Source organism: Paraburkholderia sp. (assembly GCF_049581445.1).
Lineage (GTDB): Bacteria > Pseudomonadota > Gammaproteobacteria > Burkholderiales > Burkholderiaceae > Paraburkholderia.
The window spans coordinates 1-25688 of record NZ_JBAURZ010000052.1 but is presented as its reverse complement, the minus strand read 5'-3'; the positions used below and the strand labels follow the sequence as shown (position 1 = coordinate 25688).

Genomic DNA, 25688 nt, shown 5'->3' with positions numbered 1-25688 from the left:
GACAGTCACTTGCTCCCGCGGGAAGGTCCGGCGCCGATCTTCCATACGTAAGGCGGTTCGGTCCCGTTGATGGCCCAGTCCCCGACGATCCGTGCCTTGTAGACCAGCGGGTTGTGCGACGAAATGGTGCGTGCGTTGCGCCAGTGACGATCCAGCGCTTTGCTCGTGCTGGTTGCCGAGGCGCCGAGCGCGTTGAACAGATGCGTGGCAGCGCGTAGTACGAGTTCCGACACGACGATCTGGGCTTGCGCCGATTCGATTTCCGCGGCGACGTTAGCTGCGTGTTCAAGCTCGGTATTGCCGGAAAAATGCGCCTCGTAGGCACGCTGGGATGGATGCGTCGCTTGCAGTGCGACCGCCTCTGCCGCATACGCCCAGGAAGCGATTTCGCCGACGACCTGCTGGATCTGAGCGTCCTCGCTGACGTGCGGGGCGTTGCCGTGGCTATAGATACGCTTGCGCTCGCTGACCTGTTTCGCCGCGTCGCGTGTGACGGCATGGCCGATGCCGGCTAGCGTCGCCAGATGGAAGAGCTGATAGAAGGCCGTTTGATACTTGAAACGGTTGCCGAAGTCGATGACGTTTTCTTCTTCGACGACAGCGTCTTCGAATAGCGTGGTGCCGCTGCCAGTGGTGGTCTGACCGAATCCATCCCAATCGTCCTTGCGTACCACGCCGGGCTGGTGCGTGCTGACTGCTGCAATCACGTCGCTATTGTCGTTCGAGCGCTGTGCATACACGTCGATCCAGTCGGCGAAGATGCTACCGGTGCTGTAGTACTTCGAACCATTGATAACAAGGCGGCCGTCCTTTTCCGATACCTTGGTCTGCACGCTGCCAATCGCTACGCTGCCGGTTTCGGTCCATGCGCCGCCGACAATCTGTCCGCTCACGAAACGATCAAACCACCTGTCCCGCTCAGCATCGGGCGGCGCATTCAGCCGGTCTTCGACGAACCCGAAGTGGGCGCGCAGGGCCTGTGGCAGATTCGAATCGGCTTCGGCCAGCTCGACTAACAACTGGAATAACTGCGTGAGCGACGCGCCCGCGCCGCCAAAGCGCGTCGGTACGCGTACGGCGCCGAAGCCTGCTTCCTTTAGCCATTGAATCGCGTCGTGCGGCACGTTGCGCGTACGATCCCGCTCCACCGAACCCTCGGCAATTCGCCCAAAGATGGGCCGAAAGCGCTCTGCCAGCTTGTCATAGTCGGTGCCGGTTGATAAATCGATTTGACGTGAAGATTGAGTCATCCAGTTTTCCTTGCAATAGAGCAGGGCGCAGGTGAGCACGCCGTCGGCCACCGAAAATCGGTCCACGGCGCAGCGGGTTTAAGTGGTCAGGGCGAAAGTCGCAACCGACGGGTTTGTGCTCAGTGGTCGGGTTGCGTTCGTTGACGTGAAACTTTGCAATTGCCTCGACGGGCTACGACGACTGCATAGCTCGAATTAAAGCAAGTCGATCGGCCGGCGGCTACAACCGATTCGTCACTTGCTAATGAGGTTTTCTGGGTTTCGAATCAAGCCGTTGTTTTTGGCAGGGAATGGAGCAGAAAAATCAAGGATGGGCGCGAGGATACCCATCCTTGATTTTTAGGTATCCAAAAGTTTTATTGTTGCTGAAATGATACGGATTACAGAGCGTCGCCGTAGCGGCTAAGGGATACGTCGTTGCGAATTCCCAATGGCAGCGCGGAGGCGCGCTGCCATTGCGCGGATATGAGTGCTATCGCAGAGAGTTGGATGAAGTAAAAACGCGACCGTTCTGGGCGTCTACCGCGCTCAGAAGATCACATAGATCTTGCGCATCGTTTCGTGCACTTGCCACAGCCCGTCGGTATTCGATTCGAAGAACAGCGTATCGCCACCTGTGAAGTGGATCGTGTCTTCGCCATCCGGCGTGAACGAACCCGAACCGGCCAGGAAGTGCATCACTTCAGCCTGTTTGACCGAACGCCGGTAAGTCCCTGGCGAACATTCAAACACGCCAGTATCGATTGCTTCCTCGCCGGGAATCACGTATTGGCGTCCCGAGATGCGCGCGGCCTCAGTGCCGGGCAGAGCGGCCGTTCCCCAGTCTTCGAGCGGCGCAGTCTGCACTGCCTGGGTGATTTTTTGAACCTTCATCTAGTGCGTCCTTTATGTCTGGAAAGTGACCGGTATGGTTGGCTTGGGGCTGATCAGGTGCGCTCGATCCGCTGTTCGACGCGGCCGAGTCGCACGACGGTCACGCCAGGGCGCAACTGCCGCAGCGATGGCATGACGAGCATGCAATCGTCGTAGGGCGTGACGACCGGTTCGCCGTCCGACCAGCCGATCACACTGCCAGCCGTCTCGAAGATTTCCAGTCCGGTGTACGGCCCCGCGAAGCGGAAATCCAGACTCTTCGCGACGACGGGTTCCGTGACCCGCACCACATGGATAGTGGTCGGCAATGGCACGGTCCAGTCTGACGGCAGGTCGCCTTCGTCCACGATGCCCGCGAGCAGCAGAAAGCGCGCGGTACAGTCGCGCGCAACCGTCACTGCGCTCTTTTCCCAGTGCTGGCCGCACTCGATCAACAATGCATTCTTTGCGCTGTCCTCTCTGCCGAAACCTTCGTAGTCGCGCATCCGGCGTCCTTCAGGGTGGCCTTCGCCGCTGATCACGGTGGAGGGCGCGCCGAGTCGAACGGCAAGCGCGACGCCTTTTTCGAGCGGTCCTGAGACGATGAGCGGCGCGCTCTTCTCGTGCATCGAATGCAGATCGAGTAACGCGTCGACGGTATCGATTACAGGCCGCATCTCGCGCGCCCGCGCGAGTTCGCTGGAGGTGCGCGACGGGTCATCGAGCACAGCGGCGGTCCATACGCGGTTGAAGTCCTGATCGACGAAGCGCGCTGCGTCGGGTCGATCTGGATCGAAGCGCGCGTAGGCATCGACGTTCGCGAATGCGAGCGTCAGCTTGCCGCGTCGGGGCCGTAGTCCGCTGCGCAGCAACTCGTCTACGACGATTGCGCCGCAGACTTCGTTGCCGTGTGTGAGCGCGTTGATCATCACGTGCGGGCCCGGCATACCTGAATCGAAGCTATGCACGTACGCAATGCCGGTATTGCCCTCGGCGTGCGGGGAGATGTCGGGGAAAGCAATTTCGATCGGATAGGCTTCAGCGTTTTGATTGCTCATTCCAGTCCTCCCTGACACAGGTATTTGATCGACAGATAGTCGTCGAGTCCGTACTTCGAGCCTTCGCGGCCATAGCCCGACTCCTTGACGCCGCCGAACGGCGCGGCCTCGGACGACAGCGCGCCCTCGTTGATCCCTACGATGCCCGCTTCCAGCGTCCGCGACACACGTTCAATGCGGCGCAAATCCTGGCTATAGAAATACGCGGCGAGGCCGAACGGTGTGTCGTTGGCAGCATCGACGGCATCCTGTTCGGTGTCGAAGCGGAACAGCGGCACGACCGGGCCGAAGGTTTCTTCACCGCATAGCGCCATCTTGGCCGATGCATCACCGAGTACGGTCGGCGCGTAGTAGTGCGGGCCGAGTTCGGTCAGGCGACGGCCACCGCATAGCACCGTTGCGCCGTGCGCCAGCGCGTCTTCGACATGGCGCGCGATCTTGTCGACCGCGCGCAGGTTGATCATCGGACCGATCTGCGACGAGGCATCCGTTGCTGGCCCCACGCGCAATTCGCCGACGCGATCACGCAATCGCGCAGCGAAGCGGTCGTAGATACCAGCCTGCACATACACCCGATTCGGGCACACACACGTCTGCCCACCATTGCGGAATTTCGAGGCGAGCAGGCCATCGACGGCGGCGTCGAGGTCGGCATCGTCGAAGACAATAAACGGAGCGTTGCCGCCGAGTTCGAGTGACAGCTTCTTCAATGTCCCGGCCGATTCGCGCGCCAGGTGTTTGCCGACAGGCGTCGATCCGGTGAACGTGATCTTGCGCACACGACTGTCCGCGAGCCAGTCGGCCACGGTTTCCGCAGCCGATTCGCGTGACGCCGTGATCAGATTCAGCACGCCATCCGGGACGCCAGCCTCGTGCGCCAGTTGAACTAATGCGAGCGCAGTCAGCGGTGTATCTTCAGCTGGCTTCGCAACGACCGTGCAGCCTGCCGCGAGCGCTGGCGCGATCTTCCGGGCGATCATCGCAAGCGGGAAATTCCATGGCGTGATCGCGGCGACGATACCGATCGGCTCCTTGACGGCACTCATCTTTTTGCCGCGTTGCTGCGGCGGGATGAGGTCGCCGTAGATGCGCGTCGCTTCGTCCGCGAACCATGCAACGTACGACGCGCCGTAGGCTACTTCGCCGCGCGCTTCGGCCAACGGCTTGCCCTGTTCAAGCGAGATCAGCGCGCCAAGCGTGTCCTGGTTTGCAAGAATCAGCGCGTGCCATCGATGCAGCACGGCGGCACGCTCCTTCGGCAACAGCGCACGCCAGTGTGGCAGCGCGTGTGCGGCGGCATCGGTGGCGGCCCGCGCATCGTGCGGGCCGCTGTCGGCGGCATCAACGATGAGTTCGCCAGTAGCCGGATCCGTGACGGCGAAGCGCTTGCCGCTGTGCGCCGCGATCCAGCGTCCGTCGATGAAGTTGTCCGTGCGGATCAACGCACGCGCTTGCTGTTCGAGTGTCATGAGTGGCCTCGTGGTTAGCGTGCGTTGGTTTCGGCGATCCGCGCAGCGATGGCTTTGCCGACTTCCGTGGTGTTGGCCTTGCCGCCGAGGTCACCGGTATGTGGACCTTCCTTCAGCACCTGCTGGATCGCGTCGAGCATGGCATCGTGCGCTTCACGTTCGACACCTTCGCCTCGGCCCAGGAAGTCGAGCATCATCGCCGCCGACCAGACCATGGCAACCGGATTGGCTATGTTCTTGCCCGCGATATCGGGTGCAGAGCCATGAACCGGCTCGAACAGTGACGGAAACTTGCGATCAGGGTTCAGATTGCCCGAAGGTGCAATGCCGATCGTACCGGTACACGCGGGACCGAGGTCCGAAAGAATGTCACCGAACAGATTGGATGCCACGACCACGTCGAAGCGATCCGGATTCAACACGAAGCGCGCGCACAGAATATCGATGTGCTGCTTGTCCCAGGTTATCTCCGGATAGCGCGCGGCCATTTCGGCGGCGCGCGCATCCCACCATGGCATGCTGATCGAGATGCCGTTGCTTTTCGTCGCGACGGTAAGCTTCTTCTTGCGACGCGTTGCAAGATCGAACGCGAACTTAAGGACGCGTTCTGTACCGTGACGCGTGAAGATTGACTGCTGCATCACGACTTCACGCTCGGTACCTTCGAACATCGTACCGCCCACCGACGAATACTCGCCCTCGGTGTTTTCACGCACGATCATGAAGTCGATATCGCCGGGCTTGCGATTGGCGAGCGGCGAAGGCACGCCTTCGAACAGACGGGCAGGGCGCAGATTGATGTACTGGTCGAACTCGCGGCGGAATTTCAGCAGCGAACCCCATAGCGAAATATGATCGGGCACGGTGTCGGGCCAGCCGACCGCACCGAACAGGATCGCGTCGCACTCTTGCAGTTGTGCTTTCCAGTCGTCGGGCATCATCTGGCCGTGCTGCGCATAGTACTCGCAGCTCGCCCATTCGATATGCTTGAGCTCGAATTGAATGCCGAAGCGGTTGCTGACGGCGTCGAGTGCGCGCACGGCTTCAGGCATCACTTCGACGCCGATGCCGTCACCGGGGATCACGGCAACGCGATAGTTGCGGGTCATATGAAGTCTCTCCTCATGGGTTTGCCCAAAAGGGGCAAGCGTGAAACGCTGAGACTCATTCTATGCGGGCCGTCGCAACATAAAAATCTGCATTTGATGTGCAGACGCAGCGCGAATTCTAAAAATGACGCGTGAACGAATGCGCGGTGCGTTCGCACGAGCGGTGCGGCGCCGGGGCATTCATCCAGAAAGGGAGGGCTAAGGTGAACGAAAGGAGGCGCGGCTAAGGGAAATCCACTAAGGAGCGGCTAAAGCCGCGTCCCACGTTCAATTATGGTTCTGCGAGAACAGTGTTTCGAGCGGGTAGTGTGTCTTGACGAACGGCGTCTTGATGATCACGTAGCTGAAGTACTTCTCGATGCCGATATCGCGTTCGAGCAGTCCTTCGATGATGGTCTGATAGTGGCTCACGCTGCGGGTGATGAACTTCAGCAGATAGTCGTAGCCACCGCTCGCCAGGTGGCATTCAACAATCTCATCCACATCGCGAATCGCCGCGACGAACTTGATGAAGTCTTCGCGACGATGATCGGCGAGCGTCACTTCGGTAAACACGATCTGCACATCGCCAAGCTTTTCAAGCTGGATTTGCGCGCCATACCCGACGATATAGCCGGCCTTTTCCAGACGCTTTACGCGGATCAGGCAAGGGCTCGGTGAGAGCCCCACGGCATCGGCAAGCTCGACATTCGTGATGCGGCCTTTCTTCTGCAGTTGCGAAAGAATTCGCAAGTCAATCCGGTCTAGCTTGCAGTCGCTACTCATGTCTTGGTTCGCTCTGACGATCGAAAGTTATCCCTTAAGGCATCTCCGATGTTATCACGCTCTTATGCGGCCGCGCGGCTTGTGCCGTGCGATGCGGCATGCTTTTTGCCACTGAGCGCGGCGCGGACATCAGCCTCGTTCAGCACGTCGTCCAGCGTGTGTTTCAAACGGCTGAACATCAGGTCGAACTCGGCTTCGGTGTAGCAAAGCGCGGGCGCGAAGCCGAGGATGTTGTCGCCGAATGCACGGAATACAAGCTGGTTGCGATAAGCCGACGCGGCGATCCGCTCCGACAGCTTCAACGAAGGATCGAATCCAAGCTTACTGTCCTTGTTCGAAACGAGTTCAAGCGCCCCAAGCAGCCCACGATGCCGCGAATCGCCGACCAGCGGATGATCGAGCAACGCATCGAGCCCAGCAGCGAAGCGCGGTGCCTGCGCCTGGCCGTTCGCAAGCAGGCCGCCTTCGTGATAGAGACGCAGCACTTCAAGCCCGATTGCCGCGCTGACCGGATGTGCTGAGTACGTATGGCCATGACCGACGATTGCCGTACCGTTTGCTTCGCCGGCAATCCCCTGATAAATGGCGTCCGACATCAATACCGCACCCATCGGCGCGTAGCCAGCGGTCAATCCTTTGGCGACGGTCATCAGATCCGGCTCGACCTGTTCGGCTTCGCACGCGAAAAGCGGACCCGTGCGACCAAAACCAGTGATGACTTCATCGGCGACGAACAGGACGTCGAGGCGGCGGCAAGCGTCGCGCATCGCCTTCAGCCAGCCGAACGGCGGCACGACGACGCCGCCTGAACCTTGAATCGGCTCGCAGAAGAAGGCGGCGACATTGTCCGCGCCCAGTTCTGCGACCTTCGCTTCCAGAGCCGCCACGGATGCCGCAATCAGCGCTTTGGCGTCAACGCCTGCCGGTTGGCGATACAGGTACGGCGATGGCAGATGGTGCTGCGTAACCAGCGGCAGGTCAAAGTTGCGATGGAACGCGGCTAAAGCGGTCAGCCCCGCGCCGATCGACGACGAGCCGTGATAACCGCGTTCGAGCGCGATCATGTGCTTCTTCGACGGGCGGCCCGTTGCGTTGTAGTAGTGCGTGATGAAGCGGATGGCGGAATCCACTGCATCCGAGCCACCGAGCGTGAAGTACACGTGTTGCAACGACGCGGGTGCATACGAGACCAGTTTTTCGGCCAGTTCGATCGCCGGTTCGGATCCAAAGTGAAAATAGCCGGTTGCGTACGGCAGCCGAGCCATCTGTTCGGCTGCGACCTTGACGATGCTGTCCTGGCCGTAGCCGACGTTCACGCACCACAGTCCCGAGAACGCGTCGAGCAGTTCGTTGCCGTCGCGGTCGCGCAGATACGCGCCGTGCCCGGATTCGAGGACGGTGACGCCGCGCGCTTCATGGGCGCGGTAGTTGATGACCGGGTGGATCAGGTGCTTGCGGTCGGCTTCGATAAGCGATTGATTCGGCATGTTGGGTTCTCGTCGCGTAGGAGCGGAAGGGACTGTTGATTGACCCATACTAACGATTGCCCGCTATCCGACGTGCCGCCAAATAAAGTTCTAAAAAGCGCCGCCGACGCGTTTTGCACCCAACGGGCAGCATTTTCTGCCGCGTGCGTTTCATTACGGGGTGTTGAGCGTGCCTTACAGGACTTAATAACCGCGCGTGCGGTCGATTTGGCCGTGCATGGGTTGGCCCGCGCGGTGACGGCGCAGATTCGCCAGCACCGCGTCGACGGCGCCGTCCGGCCGGGTCGCGCTTGCGATATGCGGCGTGATCCGCACGCGCGGCTGTGTCCACAGGGGGTGACCGGCGGGAAGAGGTTCGGGGTCCGTGACATCGAGAACGGCGTTGCGCAGCCGGCCGCTCGTCAATGCGTCGAGCAGATCGGAGGTATTCAGTTGTGGCCCGCGTCCGACATGCACCAGTGATGCGCCGTCCGGCAATGCAGCGTAAACCCGTCGTCCGAGCAGGCCGCGCGTTGCGTCGGTCAGCGGTAGCAGGCAGACGAGGATGTCGGTTCTGGCGAGGAAGGTATCGAGCGACGCTTCACCCGCGTAGCATTCCACGCCCTCTATCTGACGCGCCGAGCGGCTCCATCCCGCGCACGCAAAGCTGAACAGCCGCAAGCGTTCGAGGACCGCCGTGCCGAGCATGCCAAGCCCGAGCACGCCGATGCGCCGCCCTGACGCCGCGCGAACCGGCAGCGCCTTCCATACCTGCGCCTGCTGTTGCAGCGCGTAGTCGAACAGATCGCGATGCACGGCGAGCACGGCCTCGGTCACATACTCGACCATCCCTTCGACAATGCCCGGTTCGATCATCCGCACCACCGGCAGGTGCGGCGGTACGCGCGTCAGATCGAACTGATCGACGCCCGCGCCCACGGAAAAAATCACTTCCAGATTCGGCAGCGTCTCGGCCAGATCGTCGGGTGTCCACGCTGCCAGATAGCGGATTTCAGCCGGATCGCCGATGTCGGGCCAGACGCGGAAAGGCAGCTCCGGCGCAAGCTGCGCGAAGCGCGCGGCCCATTTCGCGCCGCGCGCGGGGTCGGCCTTGTATAGAAACGTCATGGCATCAGATCGGCGTCACATCATTGCCTGATTGATGATGCCGTACTGGCGGAACAGCGTGTCTGGCGGCCCAACGTGGCGGGCAGGGTCGGAATTGCGGACCATTTTTACCACGGTATCGACGCGCGGCAAGCCAAGCTCGACCAGCCACTCGGTCAGACCGCTGCCGGTCGGCATGTCGATCCGCACGAACGCGCCTTCATTCAGCGCGAGCCAGTGGCGGATCAGCGCTTTTGCGCGGCTCAGATCAGGCGTGTCGGCGGCAACCACCGGACCGATCGAATAACCGCGCCCGAAGCGGCGAAACAGCGCAAAGCCGAGCAGTTCGCCGTCACGATCCAGCGCAATGCCGTCGGCGTTTTGCATCAGCGCCGGCAAAGCGTCGCTGCGATCCAGACCGGCTGCGCGCGACGCGAGTTCGATCAGTTGCGGGGTATCGTTGACGCCCAGCGGACGCAGCCGCTCACCGGCCGGCAGCGATACGAGCGGCGCCTGAAACACCGCGCCCTGATGCTGGTCGAGCGAGCCGTGGGCACGAAAGCCCAATTTCTCATAGAGCGGCTGACCGGCTTTGGTCGCGTGCAGGAAAGTCACGCGGTTACCGGTTTCCTCAAGAATCAGATTCATCAGCTTCCCGCCGATCCCTCGTCCCTGATGTTCTGGCGACACGATCACCATGCCGAGCGTCGCGCGGTCCGCGCCGAACTTCCAGAACAGCGCGGTGCCGATCACGACACCGGCTTCTTCGGCGATGAAGCCACTTCCCGCTTCAAAGCCAAAGCGCCAGTCCTCAGCACGATGCGGCCAGCTGACTGCCATCGACAGGCCGTGGGCGGCCGCGATGTCGTCAGAGGTAAAACGGCGATAGACGAGCGATTCTTTTTCTGCGGATCCAGACACGGCTTACTCCTTGAATGACATGACACTTGCCTGCGACTGTCGCACTCCAATTGCCTCATTAATAGGACGATCTTTCTATCTTGCCTCGCTAACCCATGCATCGATGCAACACGATGCAAAACGCACAGTCTGACCCATTGGAACGAAGCGATTGTGCTGAATCGGCATTTTTGTCGGCGGCATATATCAGCCCTGTGACTTTACGATTTATCTCAGGTTGCAGCGTCGCCGGTCGCAGCTATCGCAACCAGGCGGGCGCCCAAGCGTAGCAAGGGATGCAGCGGGACGACAGCAAACCCCACGGCAAATCGTGCTGCGCGGACCACTCAAAACGGTCATTTCGAATGGTCGGGACGCCCCGATCGCGACAACGGGCCGTTTTTGGGGTGCTTAAATCGTCTCAACCAGTCATGCCGCGCGTTGCCACCAGACGGGGCAACGGAGACAGACGGTACGACCAGAGCCGCATTCCTGGAATCAACCTTCTCATTGTTAGGAGCAGTTCGCATGAACGACGACGGAATCAAACAAGGTGGTTTCGGCCGCCGCGACATGATGCGGTTGATGGTTGCGGGAGGCATGCTGGCCACTGGCGCAGGCGGATTGCTGGCTGGCGCGAAGTCTGCGTTCGCCGCGCCCGTGCCGAAGAAGGGCGGCAAGATCAGGGTCGCGTACGACGTCGGTTCGACGGCCGATACGCTTGACCCTGCCAAGGGTTCGGCAGGTTGCGACTACATCCGCTTCTTTATGTTCTATAGCGGTCTCACGCAACTGGACGAAAGCCTCACGCCGCAAATGAACATCGCGGAAGCGCTCGATACGAGCGACGCGAAAACCTGGGTCATCAAGCTACGCAAGGGCGTGACCTTTCACGACGGCAAGCCGCTGGCACCCGCAGACGTCGTTTATTCGCTGTCGCGTCACAAGAATCCGGCCACGGCCTCGAAGGTGAAGTCGCTGGCCGACCAGTTCGCCGACATTAAGGCCACCGGCCCTAACGAGGTCACGCTGACGCTCGCATCGGCCAACGCGGACCTGCCGGTGATTCTCGCGACGCCGCAATTCGTGATCGTCAAGGATGGCACGACCGACTTCAATTCGGGCGTCGGCACTGGTCCGTATAAACTGAAGACGTTCAAGCCAGGCGTGACGACGGTTGGTGTGCGCAACGACAGCTACTGGAAGGCGGGCCGTCCTTACCTCGACCAGATCGAGCTGATCAGCATCAGCGACGACGCTGCGCGCGTGAACGCGCTGCTGTCGGGCGACGTGCATCTGATCAACTCGGTCGATCCGCGTTCGACGCAGCGCATCGCCTCGACATCGGGCTATGCGGTCAAGGAAACCAAGTCGGGCCTCTATACCGATCTGATCATGCGCCGCGACAACCCGCTTGCAGGCAATCCGGATTTCGTGAACGGCATGAAGTACATGTTCGATCGCGAGCAGATCCGCACGGCGGTATTTCGCGGCTACGCAGTGATTGGCAATGACCAGCCAATTCCGCCGGGACATCGTTATTTCAATGCGTCGCTGCCACAACGCCACATCGATCTGGACAAGGCCAAGTTCTACTTCCAGAAAGCCGGCGCGATCGGCACGCCGCTGCCGCCGATCTACGCGACACCTGACGCAAACGGCTCGGTGGAAATGGCTGAACTGATGCAGCAGACGGGCGCAAAGATTGGCGTGAACCTGACGGTCAACCGCGTGCCGGCCGACGGGTACTGGTCGAATCACTGGATGAAGCACCCGCTCGGTTTCGGCAGCGTAAACCCGCGCTCTAGTGCCGACGTGCTGTTCACCCAGTTCTTCAAGTCGGACGCCGCATGGAATGAGTCGGGCTGGAACAATCCGAAGTTCGATCAACTGCTGCTCGCCGCACGTTCAGAAACTGATGATGCAAAGCGCAAGCAGATGTATGGCGATATGCAGGTGATCGTTGCGGATCAGGGCGGCATCGGCATTCCGGCGTTCATCAGCCTGCTCGATGCAAACGACCAGCGTCTGCAAGGGCTCGGTTCGATTCCGTCCGGCGCGATGATGGGCTTCTCGTTTGCTGAGCATGTGTGGTGGAACGCTTGAGTCAACATCTATAAAAGCTGAATAGTCAGGCATCCGAAGTACGCAGTTGAAGCACTCCGAGCGGTCCGTTGCATGGTTGCAGCGGACCGCGCCGACGCCCCCACGCGCCGGTTTTCGCGGATGTCATTCTCAGGAGAGCTGGACGATGAACCGGAACATAGTCGAACTGATAGGCCGGCGCATAGCGGTGACCGCGCTGACACTACTGATCGTGTCGATCATCATTTTCATGATCACCAACCTGCTGCCCGGCGATGCGGCGCAGGCGGCGCTCGGTCAGTCGGCGACGCCGGAAACGGTAGCCGCGCTGCGGCTGCAGTTCGGTCTCGATCAGCCGCCTTACCTGCGTTATCTGAACTGGCTCATCGGTCTGTTCCACGGCAACTTCGGTTTGTCGTTGTCGAACAATATGCCAGTGTCCGATCTGATTGAAGGACGTCTGCCGAACTCGCTGACGCTGGCCGCGATCACCACCGCTGTGTCGGTGCCGATCGCCGTATCGTGCGGGATTCTGGCTGCGGTCAAGCGCGATACGTTAATCGACCGGATCATCAGTCTTGGCACGTTGTCGCTGGTGGCGACGCCCGAATTCCTGATCGCGACAATCGCCGTGCTGGTTTTAGCCGTCAAGCTGCACTGGCTGTCTGCGCTGTCGTATAGCGGCGAGATCGATTCCTTCGACCAGTTTCTGCGCGCTTATGCGATGCCGGTGCTGACGTTGTGCGCGGTCGTGATCGCGCAGATGGCACGGATGACTCGCGCGGCAGTGATCGAACAACTCGGCTCCTCCTATGTAGAAATGGCGGTGCTAAAGGGCGCGAGCCCGGCGCGCGTTGTGTTGCGCCACGCCTTGCCCAACGCTATCGGTCCGATCGCCAATGCAATCGCGTTGAGCCTGTCGTATCTGCTGGGCGGCGTGATCATCGTCGAAACCATCTTCAACTATCCGGGTCTCGCGCGTCTGATGGTGGACGCTGTGGCGAACCGCGATTTCCCGCTGGTCCAGGCGTGCACGCTGCTGTTCTGTCTTGGCTATCTGGTGCTCGTTTTGCTGGCCGATCTGTGCGCAATCCTCTCGAACCCGAGGCTGCGCACATGAAGACCGCTCGCCCTTATCTACCGAACCCGCATGAGGTGCCGTCAATGAGCAAGCCCGATCTGGTTCAACGCAGCAGCGCGTTGCCGCCCGGCGCGGATCGTCCGCAGCCTTGGGGTGGCGCACCGATGCCGCCGCCCTCTGCGCCGCAACGCAAGCGTCGCTCGCTGGCCGCTCGGATGGGTCTGTCGAAGGGTGGCTGGATCGGCTTCGGCATGGTTTGCCTCGCGCTGATCGTGGCCGTATTCGCGCCGTGGCTCGCACCGCACTCGGTTGGCGCGATCCTGACGCCGGACGTGTACGCGCCGTTCAGCGCGAAACTGCCGCTCGGCTCCGATTATCTCGGCCGCGACATGCTGAGCCGCATCATCTACGGCACGCGGCTCACGGTGCTTCTCGCGCTGGCGGCAGCGCTGCTGGCTGCGGTCACCGGCACGATGCTGGGACTGCTCGCGGCGGTTGCTGGCCGTGTTGTCGACGAAACGATGAGCCGCCTGCTGGATGCGATCACGTCGATTCCGTCGAAGATGTTCGCGCTGATGATCGTCGCCGCGTTCGGCTCGTCGCTGACGCTGCTTATCCTCACCGCGGCGATCAGCTATATGCCGGGCTCGTACCGGATTGCGCGTTCGCTGGCCGTCAATATCAGCCAGCTTGAATACGTGCAGGTGGCACGGGCGCGCGGTGAAAGCTCGCTCTATATCGCCTGCGTCGAGATGTTGCCGAACATGCTGCATCCGATGCTGACCGATACCGGCCTGCGCTTTACTTTCGTCGTGCTGCTGCTGAGCGGGCTGAGTTTCCTCGGCCTTGGCGTGCAGCCGCCCTATGCGGATCTCGGTTCGCTCGTCCGCGAAAACATCACCGGTCTGGGTGACGGTACGCCGGTCGTTCTCATGCCGGCGTTGGCGATTGCCGTCCTGACAGTTGGCGTCAATCTGCTGATCGATGGCCTGCCGCATCGCAGCCGCAAAGCAACGGCACGCGCCGCCGGAGGTCATTGAATGAGCACCCCCTCGAACAATCTGGTCGAAGTACGCGGGCTGCGCGTGGTCGGTAGCCGTCCGGGCGAACCGGATACGACGATCGTCCATGACATCGATTTCGACGTGGCGCGCGGCGAAGTGCTCGCGCTGATTGGCGAATCCGGTTCGGGCAAGACGACTATCGCGCTCTCGCTGATGGGCCATGCGCGCAGTGGCTGCCGGATTTCCGGCGGCACGATCCGCGTCGGCGATACGGACGTCCGCGCCCTGTCGCCGAAGGGACTGGCCGCGTTGCGTGGCCGCAAGGTCGCGTATATCGCGCAGAGCGCAGCAGCCGCGTTCAATCCGTCACGTACGATTCTCGATCAGGTGATCGAAAGCGCGCTGATACATGGCACGCTGTCGAAGGCCGCCGCGCAGGCGAAGGCGATCGAACTGTTCCGTGCGCTCGCCTTGCCGGAGCCGGACAAGATCGGCAAGCGCTATCCGCATCAGGTGTCAGGCGGGCAGTTGCAGCGGTTGATGGCAGCGATGGCGCTGATCACTGACCCCGAACTCGTGGTGCTCGACGAACCCACGACGGCACTCGACGTCACCACGCAGATTGATGTATTGCAGGCGTTCAAGCGAGTGATCAAGCAATACGGCATGACGGCCGTGTATGTGTCGCACGATCTCGCGGTCGTTGCGCAAATGGCTGACCGGATTCTGGTGCTGAGTGACGGCGTGATCCGTGAAGCCGGCGAGACCGAACAGATTCTGCATGCGCCCACCCATCCTTATACGCAGAGCCTGATTGCTGCCGTCACGCCGGATGCTGCGGTGTGCCGTTCTACCGAGCCCGCGCCGCTGTCAGGCCAGTCGCCGCAAGCTCGCGCCCAGTCGGATACGCCATTGCTCGAAGTGCGTCGTGTGACGGCTGGTTATGGCCGCAAGGACGCGAAGGGGTGGCCCGCCAAAGTGATCCTGAACGACGTCGATCTGCGGATTGGGCGCGGTCAGACGGTTGGTGTGATCGGCGAATCGGGCTCGGGCAAGACCACGCTCGCGAAAGTGATTGCGGGGCTCGTGCCGTTGTCGGGCGGCAATCTGCTGCTGGACGGCGAGCCGCTGGCGGGTGATCTGAACAAGCGCACGAAAGAGCAATTCCGTCGTATTCAGATTGTGTTCCAGAACGCGGACACGGCGCTGAATCCGGTGCATTCGGTCGAACGTACGCTGGCGCGGCCACTCGCGTTCTATCACGGCATCAAGGGTGCGAAGGCCAAAGCGCGTGTCGCTGAGTTGCTGGAACTGGTGAAGTTGCCTCCTGCCGTGGCGTCGCGCTCGACGGCCGAACTGTCGGGCGGACAGAAGCAGCGTGTGAATCTGGCGCGCGCTCTAGCTGCAGAACCGGATCTGATTCTGTGCGACGAAGTGACGTCGGCGCTCGATACGGTCGTCGGTGCGGCGATTCTCGATCTGCTGCGCGATCTGCAACGCAAACTCGGCGTGTCGTATGTTTTCATCACACACGACATAGCGAAGGTTCGCGCAATCAGTGACGACATTGTCGTGCTGTACGCGGGGCATCGCGTGGAAACAGGCAATCGCGAAGCCTTGTGCGCGCCGCCGTTCCATCCATATTCACATCTGTTGGTCTCCTCGGCGCCGGAATTGCGCGCGGGCTGGCTTGACGAAGCCAGCGAGCGTTGTCATCAGGAGTTGACTCCGATCGGACCGTCCGCTGACAACCGAGAGTTGTGCACCTTCATCGACCGCTGTCCGATGCGTATTGACGGCGTCTGCAATCATGCTGCGCCGTCGATCCGGACGCTGGAAAACGGCGCACAGGTGCTGTGCCATCGCAGCGAAGAGGATCTGTTGAACTTCCAGACTCCGCACCAAGCGGTTGCGCTTGCACATGTAGAACGCGCCTAGCGCCGCATTTCTTCCGAATTGAAGTTACCCAGGACCTGAGGCTGTGCCTCAGGCCGTGCTTCCGGTCGTCTGGCACAAGTCGCTCGTCAAGGCTCTCGGGATCAACGTCAAAGGACTTTCTATGGGCATGAGAATCGGGGTGGATATCGGTGGGTCGTTCGCCGATTTTGCCGTGCTGAACGATGCGACCGGCGAACTGAAAACACTCAAAGTGTTTTCGCGGCCCGACAGTCCGGGCAGCGAAGTGCTGCGCGGGATGGAGCAGCTTGCCGAGCGCTACGGCATCGCGCCGCGCGATGTCGACTACTTCACGCACGGCACGACAGTCGGCGTCAACGCGGTCGTCCAGCGCAAAGGCTTGCGCCTCGGTCTGATCACGACGCAAAACTTCGAAGATGTGCTCGATATCGCGCGCCTGAAAGGGCCGGACATGTATAACCTGCTGTCGAAGCGGCCCACGCCGCTGGTGCCACGCGAACGGGTATTCGGCGTGGTCGAGCGGTTGACTGCGCAGGGCAATATCGAAACCCCGGTCGATGAAGCGAGCGTGCTCGACGCTTGCGGCAGGTTGCGACGAGCGGGATGTGAGGGCGTGGTCGTTTCGTTGCTGCATGCGTACCGGAACCCCGCGCATGAACATCAGGTGAAGGCCGTCATCGAACGCGAAATGCCTGGCTTCTTCGTGTCGTGTTCGAGCGATGTGTGGCCGATCATCCGTGAATACGAACGCACGTCGACTGCCGTGATTGGCGGCTATGTGCAGCCGAAGGTCTCGCACTATCTGACGTCGTTGCAACGCGCGCTGGTCGAAACGGGCGTCACCGCCGAAATGAAAGTCACGAAGTCGAATGGCGGCGTGATGAGCGCGGAAGCGGGCAAGACTAACTGCGTGCAGATGATCTTGTCGGGCACGGCGTCGGGCGTGATCGGCGCGGCGTACGTTGCGCGTCAAAGTGGGCTGCGTCAGTGTATGAGCCTCGATATCGGCGGCACGACGGCCGACGTCGCGCTGATCATCGACGGCGAGCCGCAGTACGCGAGCGGCGAGTATATCGGTGACTTTCAGATTCATATACCGTCGGTGTCCGTGTCGTCGATTGGCGATGGAGGTGGATCGATTGCCTGGGTCGACGATTTCGGCGTGTTGAAGGTGGGTCCAGAAAGCGCGGGATCGAATCCCGGACCGGTCTGCTACGGACGCGGCGGCACGCGCGCGACGATCACGGATGCGTTTGTCGTGCTAGGCGTGATCGGCAATGCGAGCCTCGGCTATAACTCGGTGAAGGTCGATCACGATGCCGCGCATCGTGCGGTCGAAACGCTCGCGTTCCAACTCGGCTCGGACGTGTACAAAACAGCGGAAGCGATCGTCAACGTTGCTGTGTCAGGGATGTATGCCGGCGTCAGCCGGATCGTGTCGCGCTTCGGCATCGATCCGCGCACGTTCTCGCTGCTGCCGTTTGGCGGCGCGGGTCCGACGCTGGCGTGCTATTTCGCGCGTGTCATCGGCATGGAGGAAATTCTCGTGCCCATGGCGCCCGGCGTGCTCAGTGCGCTCGGCGGCCTGATTGCGGACACGCGCAACGATTTCGTCAAGACCACCTATTACGACCTCGACGCCATGTCGCTCGCAAAGCTCGGCGACGACGTACGCGGCCTCGATGCCGCTGCCCGCGAGTGGATCACTGGCCAGATTGGAGACGCGTCGAATGCGAAAGTCGTGATTTCCGCGGACATGCGCTACAAGGGCCAGTCGTTTGAGATTGACACGCCGCTGGAAATGGCCTGGCTCATTGGTGACGACCTGGCGCCGCTTCAGGAAGCGTTCCATCGCGAGCATGAGCGGCTTTACGGTCATCGCGATGCGTCCGCAAACATGCAGGTGGTCGCATTGCGCCTCGTCATTACAGCGCCGACGCCGAAACCCGTGCTGCAACCTATCGAAACCAGCACGTTGCCGCCGACACCTGCCGGAAAGATCCGCGTCTTCATGGATGGTGCTTTCCACGACGCTGGGCTGTATCACCGCGCCGATCTGAAAGAGGGCCAGCAACTCGACGGCCCCGCCGTGATTGCGCAAGACGATTGCACGACGAGCGTGCTACCCGGTTATCGCGGCCGCGTCGATACGTACGGCAATCTTGTGTTCACCCACGTCAACTGATTTCGCACGGAGCATCGCAATGCAATTCGACAAGGCAGTGCTGCAGATCTTCGCGAACTATTGCGTGGCAGCAGCTGAAAGCATGGCTTATACGTTGGTGCGTACCGCGCACTCGACGTTCGTCAAGGAAACCGAGGACTTTTCGTGCGCGATCATGACGTCGGAAGGACTCACCTTCGCTTCGCCGAAAACGCTCGGCGCGACGTGGTACGTCGGCCTCGATTACAGTCCGGTGATCGCGATGATCGATCACTACGAACCGGGCGATGTCTGCATGACGAACGACGCATATAGCGGCTTCGTTGCGACCCATACGCCCGATATCCTGATCTGGAAGCCGGTGTTTTATGGCGGCGAGATCGTGTGTTTCGTTGGCGGGCATATTCATAACACCGACATGGGCGGCGCGGTGCCGGCTTCGCTGTCGCGCACGCTGACCGAGATCGAGCAGGAGGGGATTCGCTTTCCACCGTGCAAGATCGTGCGCGCAGGGGTGGTCGACGACGCCATTCTCAAGATCATGGCGGCGAATGTGCGTGTGCCGGATCAGAACATTGGCGATTTCAATGCGCAACTGGCGTCGCTACATACCGGCGAGCGACGGGTTCTGGAAATCATCGAACGCTTCGGCGTCGACGGCTTCAAAGCGGGTATGGGCGCGTTGCTCGATTACTCGGAAGAACAGGCGCGCACGATTCTGCGTGGCATTCCCGAGGGCGAGTATTTCTTCGCGGAATATGCTGACGAAGACTCAGTGCATGGCAAGCCGATGCGCGTCGCGCTGACGGTTCGCATCAAGGGCGGTTCCGTCGAGATGGATTACACGGGCAGCGATCCGCAATTGCAGTCGTCGCTGAACATTCCGACCGGTGGGCGCGAGCGTCACGCGTTGGCGCTGGTCGGGCTCGTTTATGTGCTGTACACCCTGAATCCGGACATTCTGCTCAACACCGGGATGCTGCGCGTGGCACGTTGCATCTTGCCGGAGGGCACGGTCGTCAATGCGGTCAAACCGGCCGCTGTCGGGATGCGTAGTCTGACCTGCAAACTGCTGCATCTGCTGACGTTCGGCGCGTTCTCGCAGGCTGTGCCGGATCGGCTGGCGGCGTGTCCTGCGGGCGGTCTGTCCATTCTTAGCGTCAAGACGATGAACGAGCAGGGCGCGACGGTGATGGCGTCGATCGGGCCGATTGGCGGCGGTGCCGGTGGCGGTCCGTCCGACGATGGCGAAGACGGTTCCGGCGCGAACAACGCTTTTCTGCGCAACACGCCGGTCGAAATCAACGAAGCCGAGGTGCCCATCCGCATCACGCGTTATGGCGTCGCGCCAGGTTCGGGCGGCGCGGGTCAGTATCGCGGTGGACAAGGGCTGGTAATGGAGTTCAAGGTGTTCTCACCGAATACGCTGGTGACTGCGCGCAATCGTGACCGTACACGGTTTGCGTCGTGGGGCGTGCGCGGTGGGCAGGCTGGCGGGAATGCGCGATTTACCCGCAACCCGGGGCTGCCGAATGCTGAAGAGTTGGATAACAACGATCTGGTCGTCTGTGTTCCGGGCGATGTGATCCGTCTTGTCGGTGCGGGTGCGGGTGGTTACGGATGGCCCATCGATCGTGAAGCGGGGAAGGTCCGCGAAGACGTGTTGCGCGGTTACTTGACCGTGGACCAAGCCCGCGACGTGTACGCAGTCGCGCTGAACGGCGATGCATTGGACATAGACGAAGCGCAAACAGCGCATCTGCGTGACGCAGCGCGTTCGCGGCTCGAAGGGCAGGCTGCGCCCGCGTTCTCGTTTGGTCCCTATCGCAGCGCGTTCGAAGCGAAGTGGACACGCGAACGTTATGCCGCGTTGACGGCGCTACTCGCGGGTGTGCCGGTGCAGTGGCGCTACTTCATCAAGCACCGCATTTTTGAGGCTCTGGATGCGCGTATCGCAGCCGAGCCGGAGAAACACGCGGATGGCAGTGCCGCGATTGTGCATGCGCTATTTGCGGATCTTGCTGCGAGGTATCCGCAATTGAATGCCGCTGCGTAAGGCGTGAAGCATGCGGCATGCGGCGCATTTTTAGTGCTCCCAGCACGACTCCTGCGACATGTGCCGCACAACGCGGTAAAGCTGCCGTGCACGCCCTGAAGCTCGGCATCCAATGCTGCGTGTACGCGTCTACCATGTAGCATTCCCTTTTCGATTTTGGCTTCTGGAACGGACATCATGGACAGCTTCGATCCCTCTAGCGTGAGTGTGCGTAGCGCTCATTTCATTGGTGGACAGTATGTTGATGGTTCGGGCGCCATCGACGTCGCGCGGCCGTCGGACGGCGTGGTTTATGCGGCGCTACCGGTGGCTGCCGCAGCGCTCGTCGATCATGTCGTGGAAGACGCGTGGCGCGCCTTCAAAACCAGCGATTGGGCACGGCGCGCACCGCGCGAACGGGCCCGCGTGATGCGCCGCTGGGCCGAACTAATCGAATCGGATGTCGAAACGCTCGCACCGCTCGAAGCAGTTGGCTCGACCCGCCCGGTAGCCGACGTCGCACGCTGGGACGTGCCGTTCACAGCGGAGGGTATCCGTTTCTATAGCGAGTACGCTGACCGCATCGGCGGCGAAGTGGCTGCGACGCGGCCAGATCATCTGGGCATGACTATCGCTGAGCCCTATGGCGTGATCGTCGCGATTGCCCCGTGGAATTTCCCACTGGTGATGGCATCGTGGAAGATCGCCCCGGCGTTGGCAGCAGGCAATGCCGTCGTACTCAAGCCGTCCGAACTCACGCCGTTTTCGGTGCTGCGACTGGCTGAACTTGCGATCGAAGCAGGCATTCCGCCTGGCATTTTCAACGTCGTGCAAGGAGATGGACGCACGACTGGCGACGCGCTATGCCGTCATCCGAAGGTTTCTAAAGTCACCTTCACCGGGTCAAGCCAGACCGGCGCAGCGATCATGACCGCGTGCGCGCAAACCGGCACGAAGCCCGTCACGCTCGAACTGGGCGGCAAGAGCCCGCAACTGGTGTTCGCTGACGCGCCGAATCTGGATCGCGTTGCGCGTCGTGTCGCGGCGGCGATCGCGGGCAACGCAGGGCAGGTTTGCGTCGCAGGATCGCGGTTGGTCGTGGAGCGCAGTGCGGCGGCACGGTTGATCGACGGTATCGCGATGGCCTTCGCTGCACTGAAACCCGGCGCGACGTGGACAGCGGGCACGACCTTGCCTCCGATCATCTCGCTGCCGCAGTTGCAACGGATCGACGGCATCGTGCGGCGCACGCTTGAAAGTGGCGCGCAAGCCGCTGTCGGCGGCGCGCGCATCGCTTTGGACGGCAATGGCAACGGTGCGTTCTATGCCCCGACGATTCTGACCGGCGTGACGTCAGCATCGGAAGCCGTGCGTGAAGAGATATTCGGGCCGGTTTTGACCGTGCAAACCTTCGATGACGAAGACGAAGCCCTCGCGCTGGCGTCGCACGAAAAATACGGGCTCGCGTCTGGCGTCCATACCTCAGACCTGAGCCGCGCGCTGCGGATGATGCGCGGCATCGAAGCGGGCACGGTCTGGATCAACCGTTACGGCCGCACTGCCGACTTCGTCATCCCGACCGGTGGTTACAAGAATTCGGGCATCGGCAAGGATCTCGGGCGCGCGGCGTACGAAGCGAATTTGCGCTTCAAGAGCGTACTGATCGACATCACCGACGGCGCCTGACCCGCACCGGGCGCTCTGGAACGACCGCTCCACCATACATGGCCGCGTCCTTGCAGACGCGGCCATGTGCATTTTTGGCCTCGATCAACGGGGCCCGAAAGCACCGCATCTTGTGCTGCGCCAGCCACGAAATACGGTGGATTCTGTGCCGCCGGGCTGCCAATACACGGCAACACGGCTTTTTTAAGGTGATTTAATTCATCTCAGCCGCCGCCGCCGCGGACTTTCCAGCCTCGTTGGCACGTTGCTGGCGCATCGCTCGAAACGGTGTGTCGCAGGACCTGATTTCGACGGCGCGATATGAAATCGCGCCGGTTTCCCGGCTCCAACTCGCTCCTCGTTGACTACAGGATAAAGACATGACCCGCTTCAAGCCCAAATACATCACTTTCGACTGCTACGGCACACTGACGCGCTTCCGCATGGGCGATCTGGCGCGCGACCTGTTCGCGGACCGTGTCCCTGCCGACCAGATGGAGCAGTTCGTGAAGGACTTCGCCGCGTATCGTCTGGACGAAGTGCTTGGCGCATGGAAGCCGTATCAGGAGGTCGTGAAGAATTCGGTGCGCCGCACGCTCAAGCGCTGGAATATCGAATACAACGACGCCGAGGCTCGGAAGTTCTACGATGCCGTGCCGAGCTGGGGTCCGCATGCGGATGTGCCGGAAGGTCTCGCGAAGGTGGCCAAGGAAATCCCGCTGGTGATTCTGTCGAACGCGTCGAACGATCAGATCCAGAGCAATGTCGACAAGCTCGGTGCCCCATTCCACCGCGTGTTCACCGCGCAGATGGCGCAAGCCTACAAGCCGCGTCTTCAAGCGTTCGAATACATGCTCGACAACCTCGGCTGCGGTCCGGAAGACATCCTGCATGTGTCGTCGAGCCTGCGTTATGACCTGATGTCGGCGCACGATATCGGTATCAAGAACAAGGTGTTCGTGAATCGAGGTCACGAGCCGTCTACGCCGTACTATAACTACACGGAGATCAAGGACATCGGCAGCCTGCCGGGCATAGTCGGTCTCTAAGATTGTCGTGGATGCCGGTGACGTGTCGTTTGTCCCATCTGCAACGTGAATCTCGCTGAAAGGATCTGATGAAGCTCGAATCGTACTGGCTGGACACGCGTCCTGCATTCCGCGATGGCTGTGAAGGGCCGGTGGAAGGGCGCGCCGATGTGGTCGTGATCGGCGGCGGATTTACGGGCTTGTCGGCGGCGCTGGAGCTGGCGTCGCGCGGCGTACAGGTGGTCGTGCTCGAAGCCGGACAGATTGCGGGCGAAGCATCCGGACGCAATGGCGGTCAATGCAACACGGGTCTTGCACACGACTACGCGTCGCTGGCGACGAAGATCGGCGGGCCGCAAGCGAAAGCGTTTTATCGCGCGTATGAAAGCGCCGTGGCGACCGTTGATTCCATTATCAGCACGCACGGTATCGACTGCGATTTCGTGCGCACCGGTAAGCTGAAGCTCGCCGCGAAGCCGCAACATTTCGCGGGACTTCAGCGAACCTACGAGGTATTGCATCGCGAGGTCGACCAGAATGTCGAGTTGATCACGCCGGATAGGATGCGCGAGGAAATCGGTTCCGATGGTTTCTACGGCGGTCTGATCCAGCGCAACGGCGCACAAATGCATATGGGCAAATTCGGCGTGGGGCTCGCTCAGGCGGCAGCGCGCCATGGTGCGCGTATTTTCGAATCCGCAGCGGTGACGCAAATGAAGCAGGTCGACGGCGAGCGCTACGAAATCACATCCGCGCGCGGCACGATCTGCGCGGATCGCGTCCTTGTTGCCACCGGCGCGTCGCAGCTTGGGCCGTTCCAGTGGTTCCGTCGACGTATCGCGCCGGTCGGCAGTTTTATCGTCGTCACCGAGCCCCTGCCGAAGGAACAGTTGGACCGTCTATTTCCGAAGCGCCGTGCCTATGTCACGACGCGTCATATCGGCAATTATTTTCGCGTGACGCCGGATAACCGTCTGCTGTTTGGCGGACGCGCGCGCTTCGCGATGTCGAGCCCAAAGTCCGACGAAAAGAGCGGCGAAATTCTTCGCGCGGGTCTGGCGAGCTATTTCCCCGAACTCGCGAAGGTGCGACTGGATTACTGCTGGGGCGGCCTCGTCGATATCACTGCGGACCGGCTGCCACGTGCAGGCAAGCACGAAGGTCTGTTTTATTCGATGGGCTATAGCGGCCATGGCGTGCAGATGTCGGTGCATATGGGCCGTGTGATGGCTGACGTGCTGTATGGCGCGGCGGCGATGAACCCGTGGCGCGAACTCGAATGGCCCGCAATTCCGGGACATTTCGGACATGCGTGGTTCTTGCCGCTGGTTGGGGCGTATTACCGCGTGCAGGACATGCTGCATTGATGGATGCACTCTGTGCGGTGGTGTTAGCCGCTGCTCTTACTTACGATCGACGTCGCGTACGCGACGTGCAACAGGAGTCATGCATGAATCCGAGATTCGTACGGCTCGCGGAAACCGGGCGCAAGGCAGTATCGTTCCGGATCGACGGCCAGGTGGTTGCCGGTCTCGAAGGCGATACGCTGCTCGTCGCGATGCTCTGCAATACTGATCACGTCCGCGAATCGGAATTTGGTCCTGAAGTACGTTCGGGATTTTGCATGATGGGCGCATGCCAGGACTGTTGGGTCTGGACCGCCGACGGCCAGCGCGTGCGTGCCTGCACGACTACCGTCAGCCCGGACCTCGATATCGTTACTGATCAACCGGGGGCGTCATGGTCGAACCTCGCGTAATCGTTGTCGGCGCGGGGCCGGCGGGTGTTCGATGCGCCGAGACACTGGTTGCTGCTGGCATTCGTCCGTTGATCGTCGACGAAGGACGGCGTGACGGCGGGCAGATTTATCGGCGTCAGCCGGAACAGTTTTCGCGCCCGTATAGCAAGCTGTACGGTACTGAGGCTGAACGTGCGCGCAATCTGCACGACAGCTTCGAGCGGCTGCGCGCGAATGTCGACTACGCGGCGGAAACGCTCGCGTGGAATGTCTCGGGCGGCAAGCTGTATACGGCGCGTGACGGCGTCGCCAGCAATCATACTTATGACGCGCTGATCTTGTGTCCTGGCGCAACGGACCGTCTGATGCCCGTAAAGGGCTGGCAATTTGCGGGCACTTACAGCCTTGGCGCTTCGCAGATCGCGTTGAAGGCGCAGGCGTGTGCGATCGGCGGCAATGTGGTGTTCATGGGCTCAGGGCCGCTGCTCTATCTGGTCGCGAGTCAATATGTGCAAGCCGGTGCGAAGGTCGCGGCTGTTCTGGACACATCGCCGTTCAGCAAGCGTCTGCGCGCCCTGCCGAAGTTGCTCGCGCGTCCCGACGTCTTGCGTAAGGGCGCGGCGCTGGTGAAATCGCTGAAGAAGAGCGGCGTGCAAATTGTCAGTGGAATCGAACCGCTGGAGATTCACGGCGATGTTCGGCGTGGCGTCGAAGGCGTTAGCTATCGCGATTCGAGCGGTGCAGCGCAGCGCATTGCCTGCGACGCGGTTGCGCTCGGTTATCACCTGCGTCCGGAAACCCAACTCGCCGATCTTGCCGGTTGCGAATTTACGTTCGATGCCTCGACGCATCAATGGTTGCCGCGACTCGACAATATGGGCCGCAGTTCGAACAAACAGGTTTATCTGGCCGGTGACGGTGTGCGCGTGCTCGGTGCCGACGGCGCGGAAACCGCCGGCGCGTTGGCGGCGCTTGCCGTGTTGCAGGACCTGGGA

Annotated in this window: 20 protein-coding genes; 11 read left to right on the top strand and 9 right to left on the bottom strand. The window is 61.2% G+C overall.

All coding sequences use genetic code 11. From position 1 onward, the window contains the following. Positions 1-5: 5 nt before the first annotated feature. From WCA85_RS03690 to WCA85_RS03650, 9 genes are all read right to left on the bottom strand, one after another. The gene (locus WCA85_RS03690; RefSeq protein ID WP_424061824.1) at positions 6-1250 is read right to left on the bottom strand and encodes an acyl-CoA dehydrogenase family protein; all 1245 of its coding nucleotides are present in this window, start codon (positions 1248-1250) and stop codon (positions 6-8) included. Between the two features lie 528 nt (positions 1251-1778). Further along, a complete protein-coding gene (locus WCA85_RS03685; protein WP_424061823.1) occupies positions 1779-2123 on the bottom strand; it encodes a cupin domain-containing protein in 345 nt (114 codons plus the stop codon). Positions 2124-2176: 53 nt separating this feature from the next. Beyond that, positions 2177-3160 carry a M14 family metallopeptidase gene (locus WCA85_RS03680; RefSeq protein ID WP_424061822.1) on the bottom strand — a complete coding sequence of 328 codons (984 nt, stop codon included), beginning with the start codon at positions 3158-3160 and terminating at the stop codon, positions 2177-2179. Then, the gene (locus WCA85_RS03675) at positions 3157-4629 is read right to left on the bottom strand and encodes an NAD-dependent succinate-semialdehyde dehydrogenase (RefSeq protein ID WP_424061821.1); all 1473 of its coding nucleotides are present in this window, start codon (positions 4627-4629) and stop codon (positions 3157-3159) included. Before WCA85_RS03675 ends, WCA85_RS03680 begins: the two co-directional genes overlap by 4 nt. Positions 4630-4643: 14 nt before the next feature. Next, a complete protein-coding gene (locus WCA85_RS03670; protein WP_424061820.1) occupies positions 4644-5738 on the bottom strand; it encodes a tartrate dehydrogenase in 1095 nt (364 codons plus the stop codon). Between the two features lie 267 nt (positions 5739-6005). Next, positions 6006-6503 carry an Lrp/AsnC family transcriptional regulator gene (locus tag WCA85_RS03665; RefSeq protein ID WP_424061819.1) on the bottom strand — a complete coding sequence of 166 codons (498 nt, stop codon included), beginning with the start codon at positions 6501-6503 and terminating at the stop codon, positions 6006-6008. A 62-nt stretch (positions 6504-6565) separates the two neighbouring features. After that, positions 6566-7990, bottom strand: coding sequence for an aspartate aminotransferase family protein (locus WCA85_RS03660; RefSeq protein ID WP_424061818.1), 1425 nt, complete (start codon positions 7988-7990; stop codon positions 6566-6568). Positions 7991-8173: 183 nt separating this feature from the next. Continuing rightward, positions 8174-9097 carry a 2-hydroxyacid dehydrogenase gene (locus tag WCA85_RS03655; RefSeq protein ID WP_424061817.1) on the bottom strand — a complete coding sequence of 308 codons (924 nt, stop codon included), beginning with the start codon at positions 9095-9097 and terminating at the stop codon, positions 8174-8176. Between the two features lie 15 nt (positions 9098-9112). Next, positions 9113-9997: a GNAT family N-acetyltransferase gene (locus tag WCA85_RS03650; protein WP_424061816.1), complete on the bottom strand. Its 885-nt coding sequence runs from the start codon at positions 9995-9997 to the stop codon at positions 9113-9115. Between the two features lie 507 nt (positions 9998-10504). Between WCA85_RS03650 and WCA85_RS03645 the strand changes: the two genes are divergently transcribed. The 11 genes from WCA85_RS03645 to WCA85_RS03595 form a co-directional block, all read left to right on the top strand. Continuing rightward, complete coding sequence (locus WCA85_RS03645) at positions 10505-12082, top strand: ABC transporter substrate-binding protein (protein ID WP_424061815.1); 1578 nt, start codon at positions 10505-10507, stop codon at positions 12080-12082. A gap of 145 nt (positions 12083-12227) precedes the next feature. Further along, complete coding sequence (locus WCA85_RS03640; RefSeq protein ID WP_424061814.1) at positions 12228-13181, top strand: ABC transporter permease; 954 nt, start codon at positions 12228-12230, stop codon at positions 13179-13181. Between the two features lie 44 nt (positions 13182-13225). Then, positions 13226-14182 (top strand): ABC transporter permease, encoded by a 957-nt coding sequence (locus tag WCA85_RS03635; protein ID WP_424061813.1) that lies wholly within the window; start codon positions 13226-13228, stop codon positions 14180-14182. Continuing rightward, on the top strand, positions 14183-16084 hold the full coding sequence (locus WCA85_RS03630; protein WP_424061812.1) for an ABC transporter ATP-binding protein: 1902 nt from the start codon (positions 14183-14185) through the stop codon (positions 16082-16084). Positions 16085-16205: 121 nt separating this feature from the next. Beyond that, a complete protein-coding gene (locus WCA85_RS03625; protein ID WP_424061811.1) occupies positions 16206-18248 on the top strand; it encodes a hydantoinase/oxoprolinase family protein in 2043 nt (680 codons plus the stop codon). Positions 18249-18267: 19 nt separating this feature from the next. Next, on the top strand, positions 18268-20283 hold the full coding sequence (locus WCA85_RS03620) for a hydantoinase B/oxoprolinase family protein (protein ID WP_424061810.1): 2016 nt from the start codon (positions 18268-18270) through the stop codon (positions 20281-20283). 177 nt (positions 20284-20460) lie between these two features. Continuing rightward, positions 20461-21948 carry an aldehyde dehydrogenase family protein gene (locus WCA85_RS03615; protein ID WP_424061809.1) on the top strand — a complete coding sequence of 496 codons (1488 nt, stop codon included), beginning with the start codon at positions 20461-20463 and terminating at the stop codon, positions 21946-21948. A 359-nt stretch (positions 21949-22307) separates the two neighbouring features. Further along, positions 22308-22976 (top strand): haloacid dehalogenase type II, encoded by a 669-nt coding sequence (locus tag WCA85_RS03610; protein ID WP_424061808.1) that lies wholly within the window; start codon positions 22308-22310, stop codon positions 22974-22976. 68 nt (positions 22977-23044) lie between these two features. Then, entirely contained in the window at positions 23045-24322 is a 1278-nt protein-coding gene (locus tag WCA85_RS03605; RefSeq protein ID WP_424061807.1) for an NAD(P)/FAD-dependent oxidoreductase, read from the top strand. Positions 24323-24405: 83 nt separating this feature from the next. Further along, positions 24406-24714, top strand: coding sequence for a (2Fe-2S)-binding protein (locus WCA85_RS03600; RefSeq protein WP_424061806.1), 309 nt, complete (start codon positions 24406-24408; stop codon positions 24712-24714). Beyond that, positions 24696-25688 (top strand): FAD-dependent oxidoreductase (locus tag WCA85_RS03595; RefSeq protein ID WP_424061805.1); only part of this gene is annotated, 993 nt, incomplete at its 3' end. The genes WCA85_RS03600 and WCA85_RS03595, both read left to right, overlap by 19 nt.

Excerpts from the sequence above, each read along its gene's own strand:
- WCA85_RS03615 (WP_424061809.1), top strand. The coding sequence starts at position 20,461 with ATGGACAGCTTCGATCCCTCTAGCGTGAGTGTGCGTAGCGCTCATTTC.
- WCA85_RS03625 (WP_424061811.1), top strand. The coding sequence starts at position 16,206 with ATGGGCATGAGAATCGGGGTGGATATCGGTGGGTCGTTCGCCGATTTT.
- WCA85_RS03675 (WP_424061821.1), bottom strand. The coding sequence starts at position 4,629 with ATGACACTCGAACAGCAAGCGCGTGCGTTGATCCGCACGGACAACTTC.
- WCA85_RS03660 (WP_424061818.1), bottom strand. The coding sequence starts at position 7,990 with ATGCCGAATCAATCGCTTATCGAAGCCGACCGCAAGCACCTGATCCAC.
- WCA85_RS03690 (WP_424061824.1), bottom strand. The coding sequence starts at position 1,250 with ATGACTCAATCTTCACGTCAAATCGATTTATCAACCGGCACCGACTAT.
- WCA85_RS03680 (WP_424061822.1), bottom strand. The coding sequence starts at position 3,160 with ATGAGCAATCAAAACGCTGAAGCCTATCCGATCGAAATTGCTTTCCCC.
- WCA85_RS03610 (WP_424061808.1), top strand. The coding sequence starts at position 22,308 with ATGACCCGCTTCAAGCCCAAATACATCACTTTCGACTGCTACGGCACA.
- WCA85_RS03670 (WP_424061820.1), bottom strand. The coding sequence starts at position 5,738 with ATGACCCGCAACTATCGCGTTGCCGTGATCCCCGGTGACGGCATCGGC.
- WCA85_RS03605 (WP_424061807.1), top strand. The coding sequence starts at position 23,045 with ATGAAGCTCGAATCGTACTGGCTGGACACGCGTCCTGCATTCCGCGAT.
- WCA85_RS03630 (WP_424061812.1), top strand. The coding sequence starts at position 14,183 with ATGAGCACCCCCTCGAACAATCTGGTCGAAGTACGCGGGCTGCGCGTG.
- WCA85_RS03600 (WP_424061806.1), top strand. The coding sequence starts at position 24,406 with ATGAATCCGAGATTCGTACGGCTCGCGGAAACCGGGCGCAAGGCAGTA.
- WCA85_RS03635 (WP_424061813.1), top strand. The coding sequence starts at position 13,226 with ATGAGCAAGCCCGATCTGGTTCAACGCAGCAGCGCGTTGCCGCCCGGC.
- WCA85_RS03655 (WP_424061817.1), bottom strand. The coding sequence starts at position 9,097 with ATGACGTTTCTATACAAGGCCGACCCCGCGCGCGGCGCGAAATGGGCC.
- WCA85_RS03645 (WP_424061815.1), top strand. The coding sequence starts at position 10,505 with ATGAACGACGACGGAATCAAACAAGGTGGTTTCGGCCGCCGCGACATG.
- WCA85_RS03620 (WP_424061810.1), top strand. The coding sequence starts at position 18,268 with ATGCAATTCGACAAGGCAGTGCTGCAGATCTTCGCGAACTATTGCGTG.
- WCA85_RS03685 (WP_424061823.1), bottom strand. The coding sequence starts at position 2,123 with ATGAAGGTTCAAAAAATCACCCAGGCAGTGCAGACTGCGCCGCTCGAA.
- WCA85_RS03640 (WP_424061814.1), top strand. The coding sequence starts at position 12,228 with ATGAACCGGAACATAGTCGAACTGATAGGCCGGCGCATAGCGGTGACC.
- WCA85_RS03665 (WP_424061819.1), bottom strand. The coding sequence starts at position 6,503 with ATGAGTAGCGACTGCAAGCTAGACCGGATTGACTTGCGAATTCTTTCG.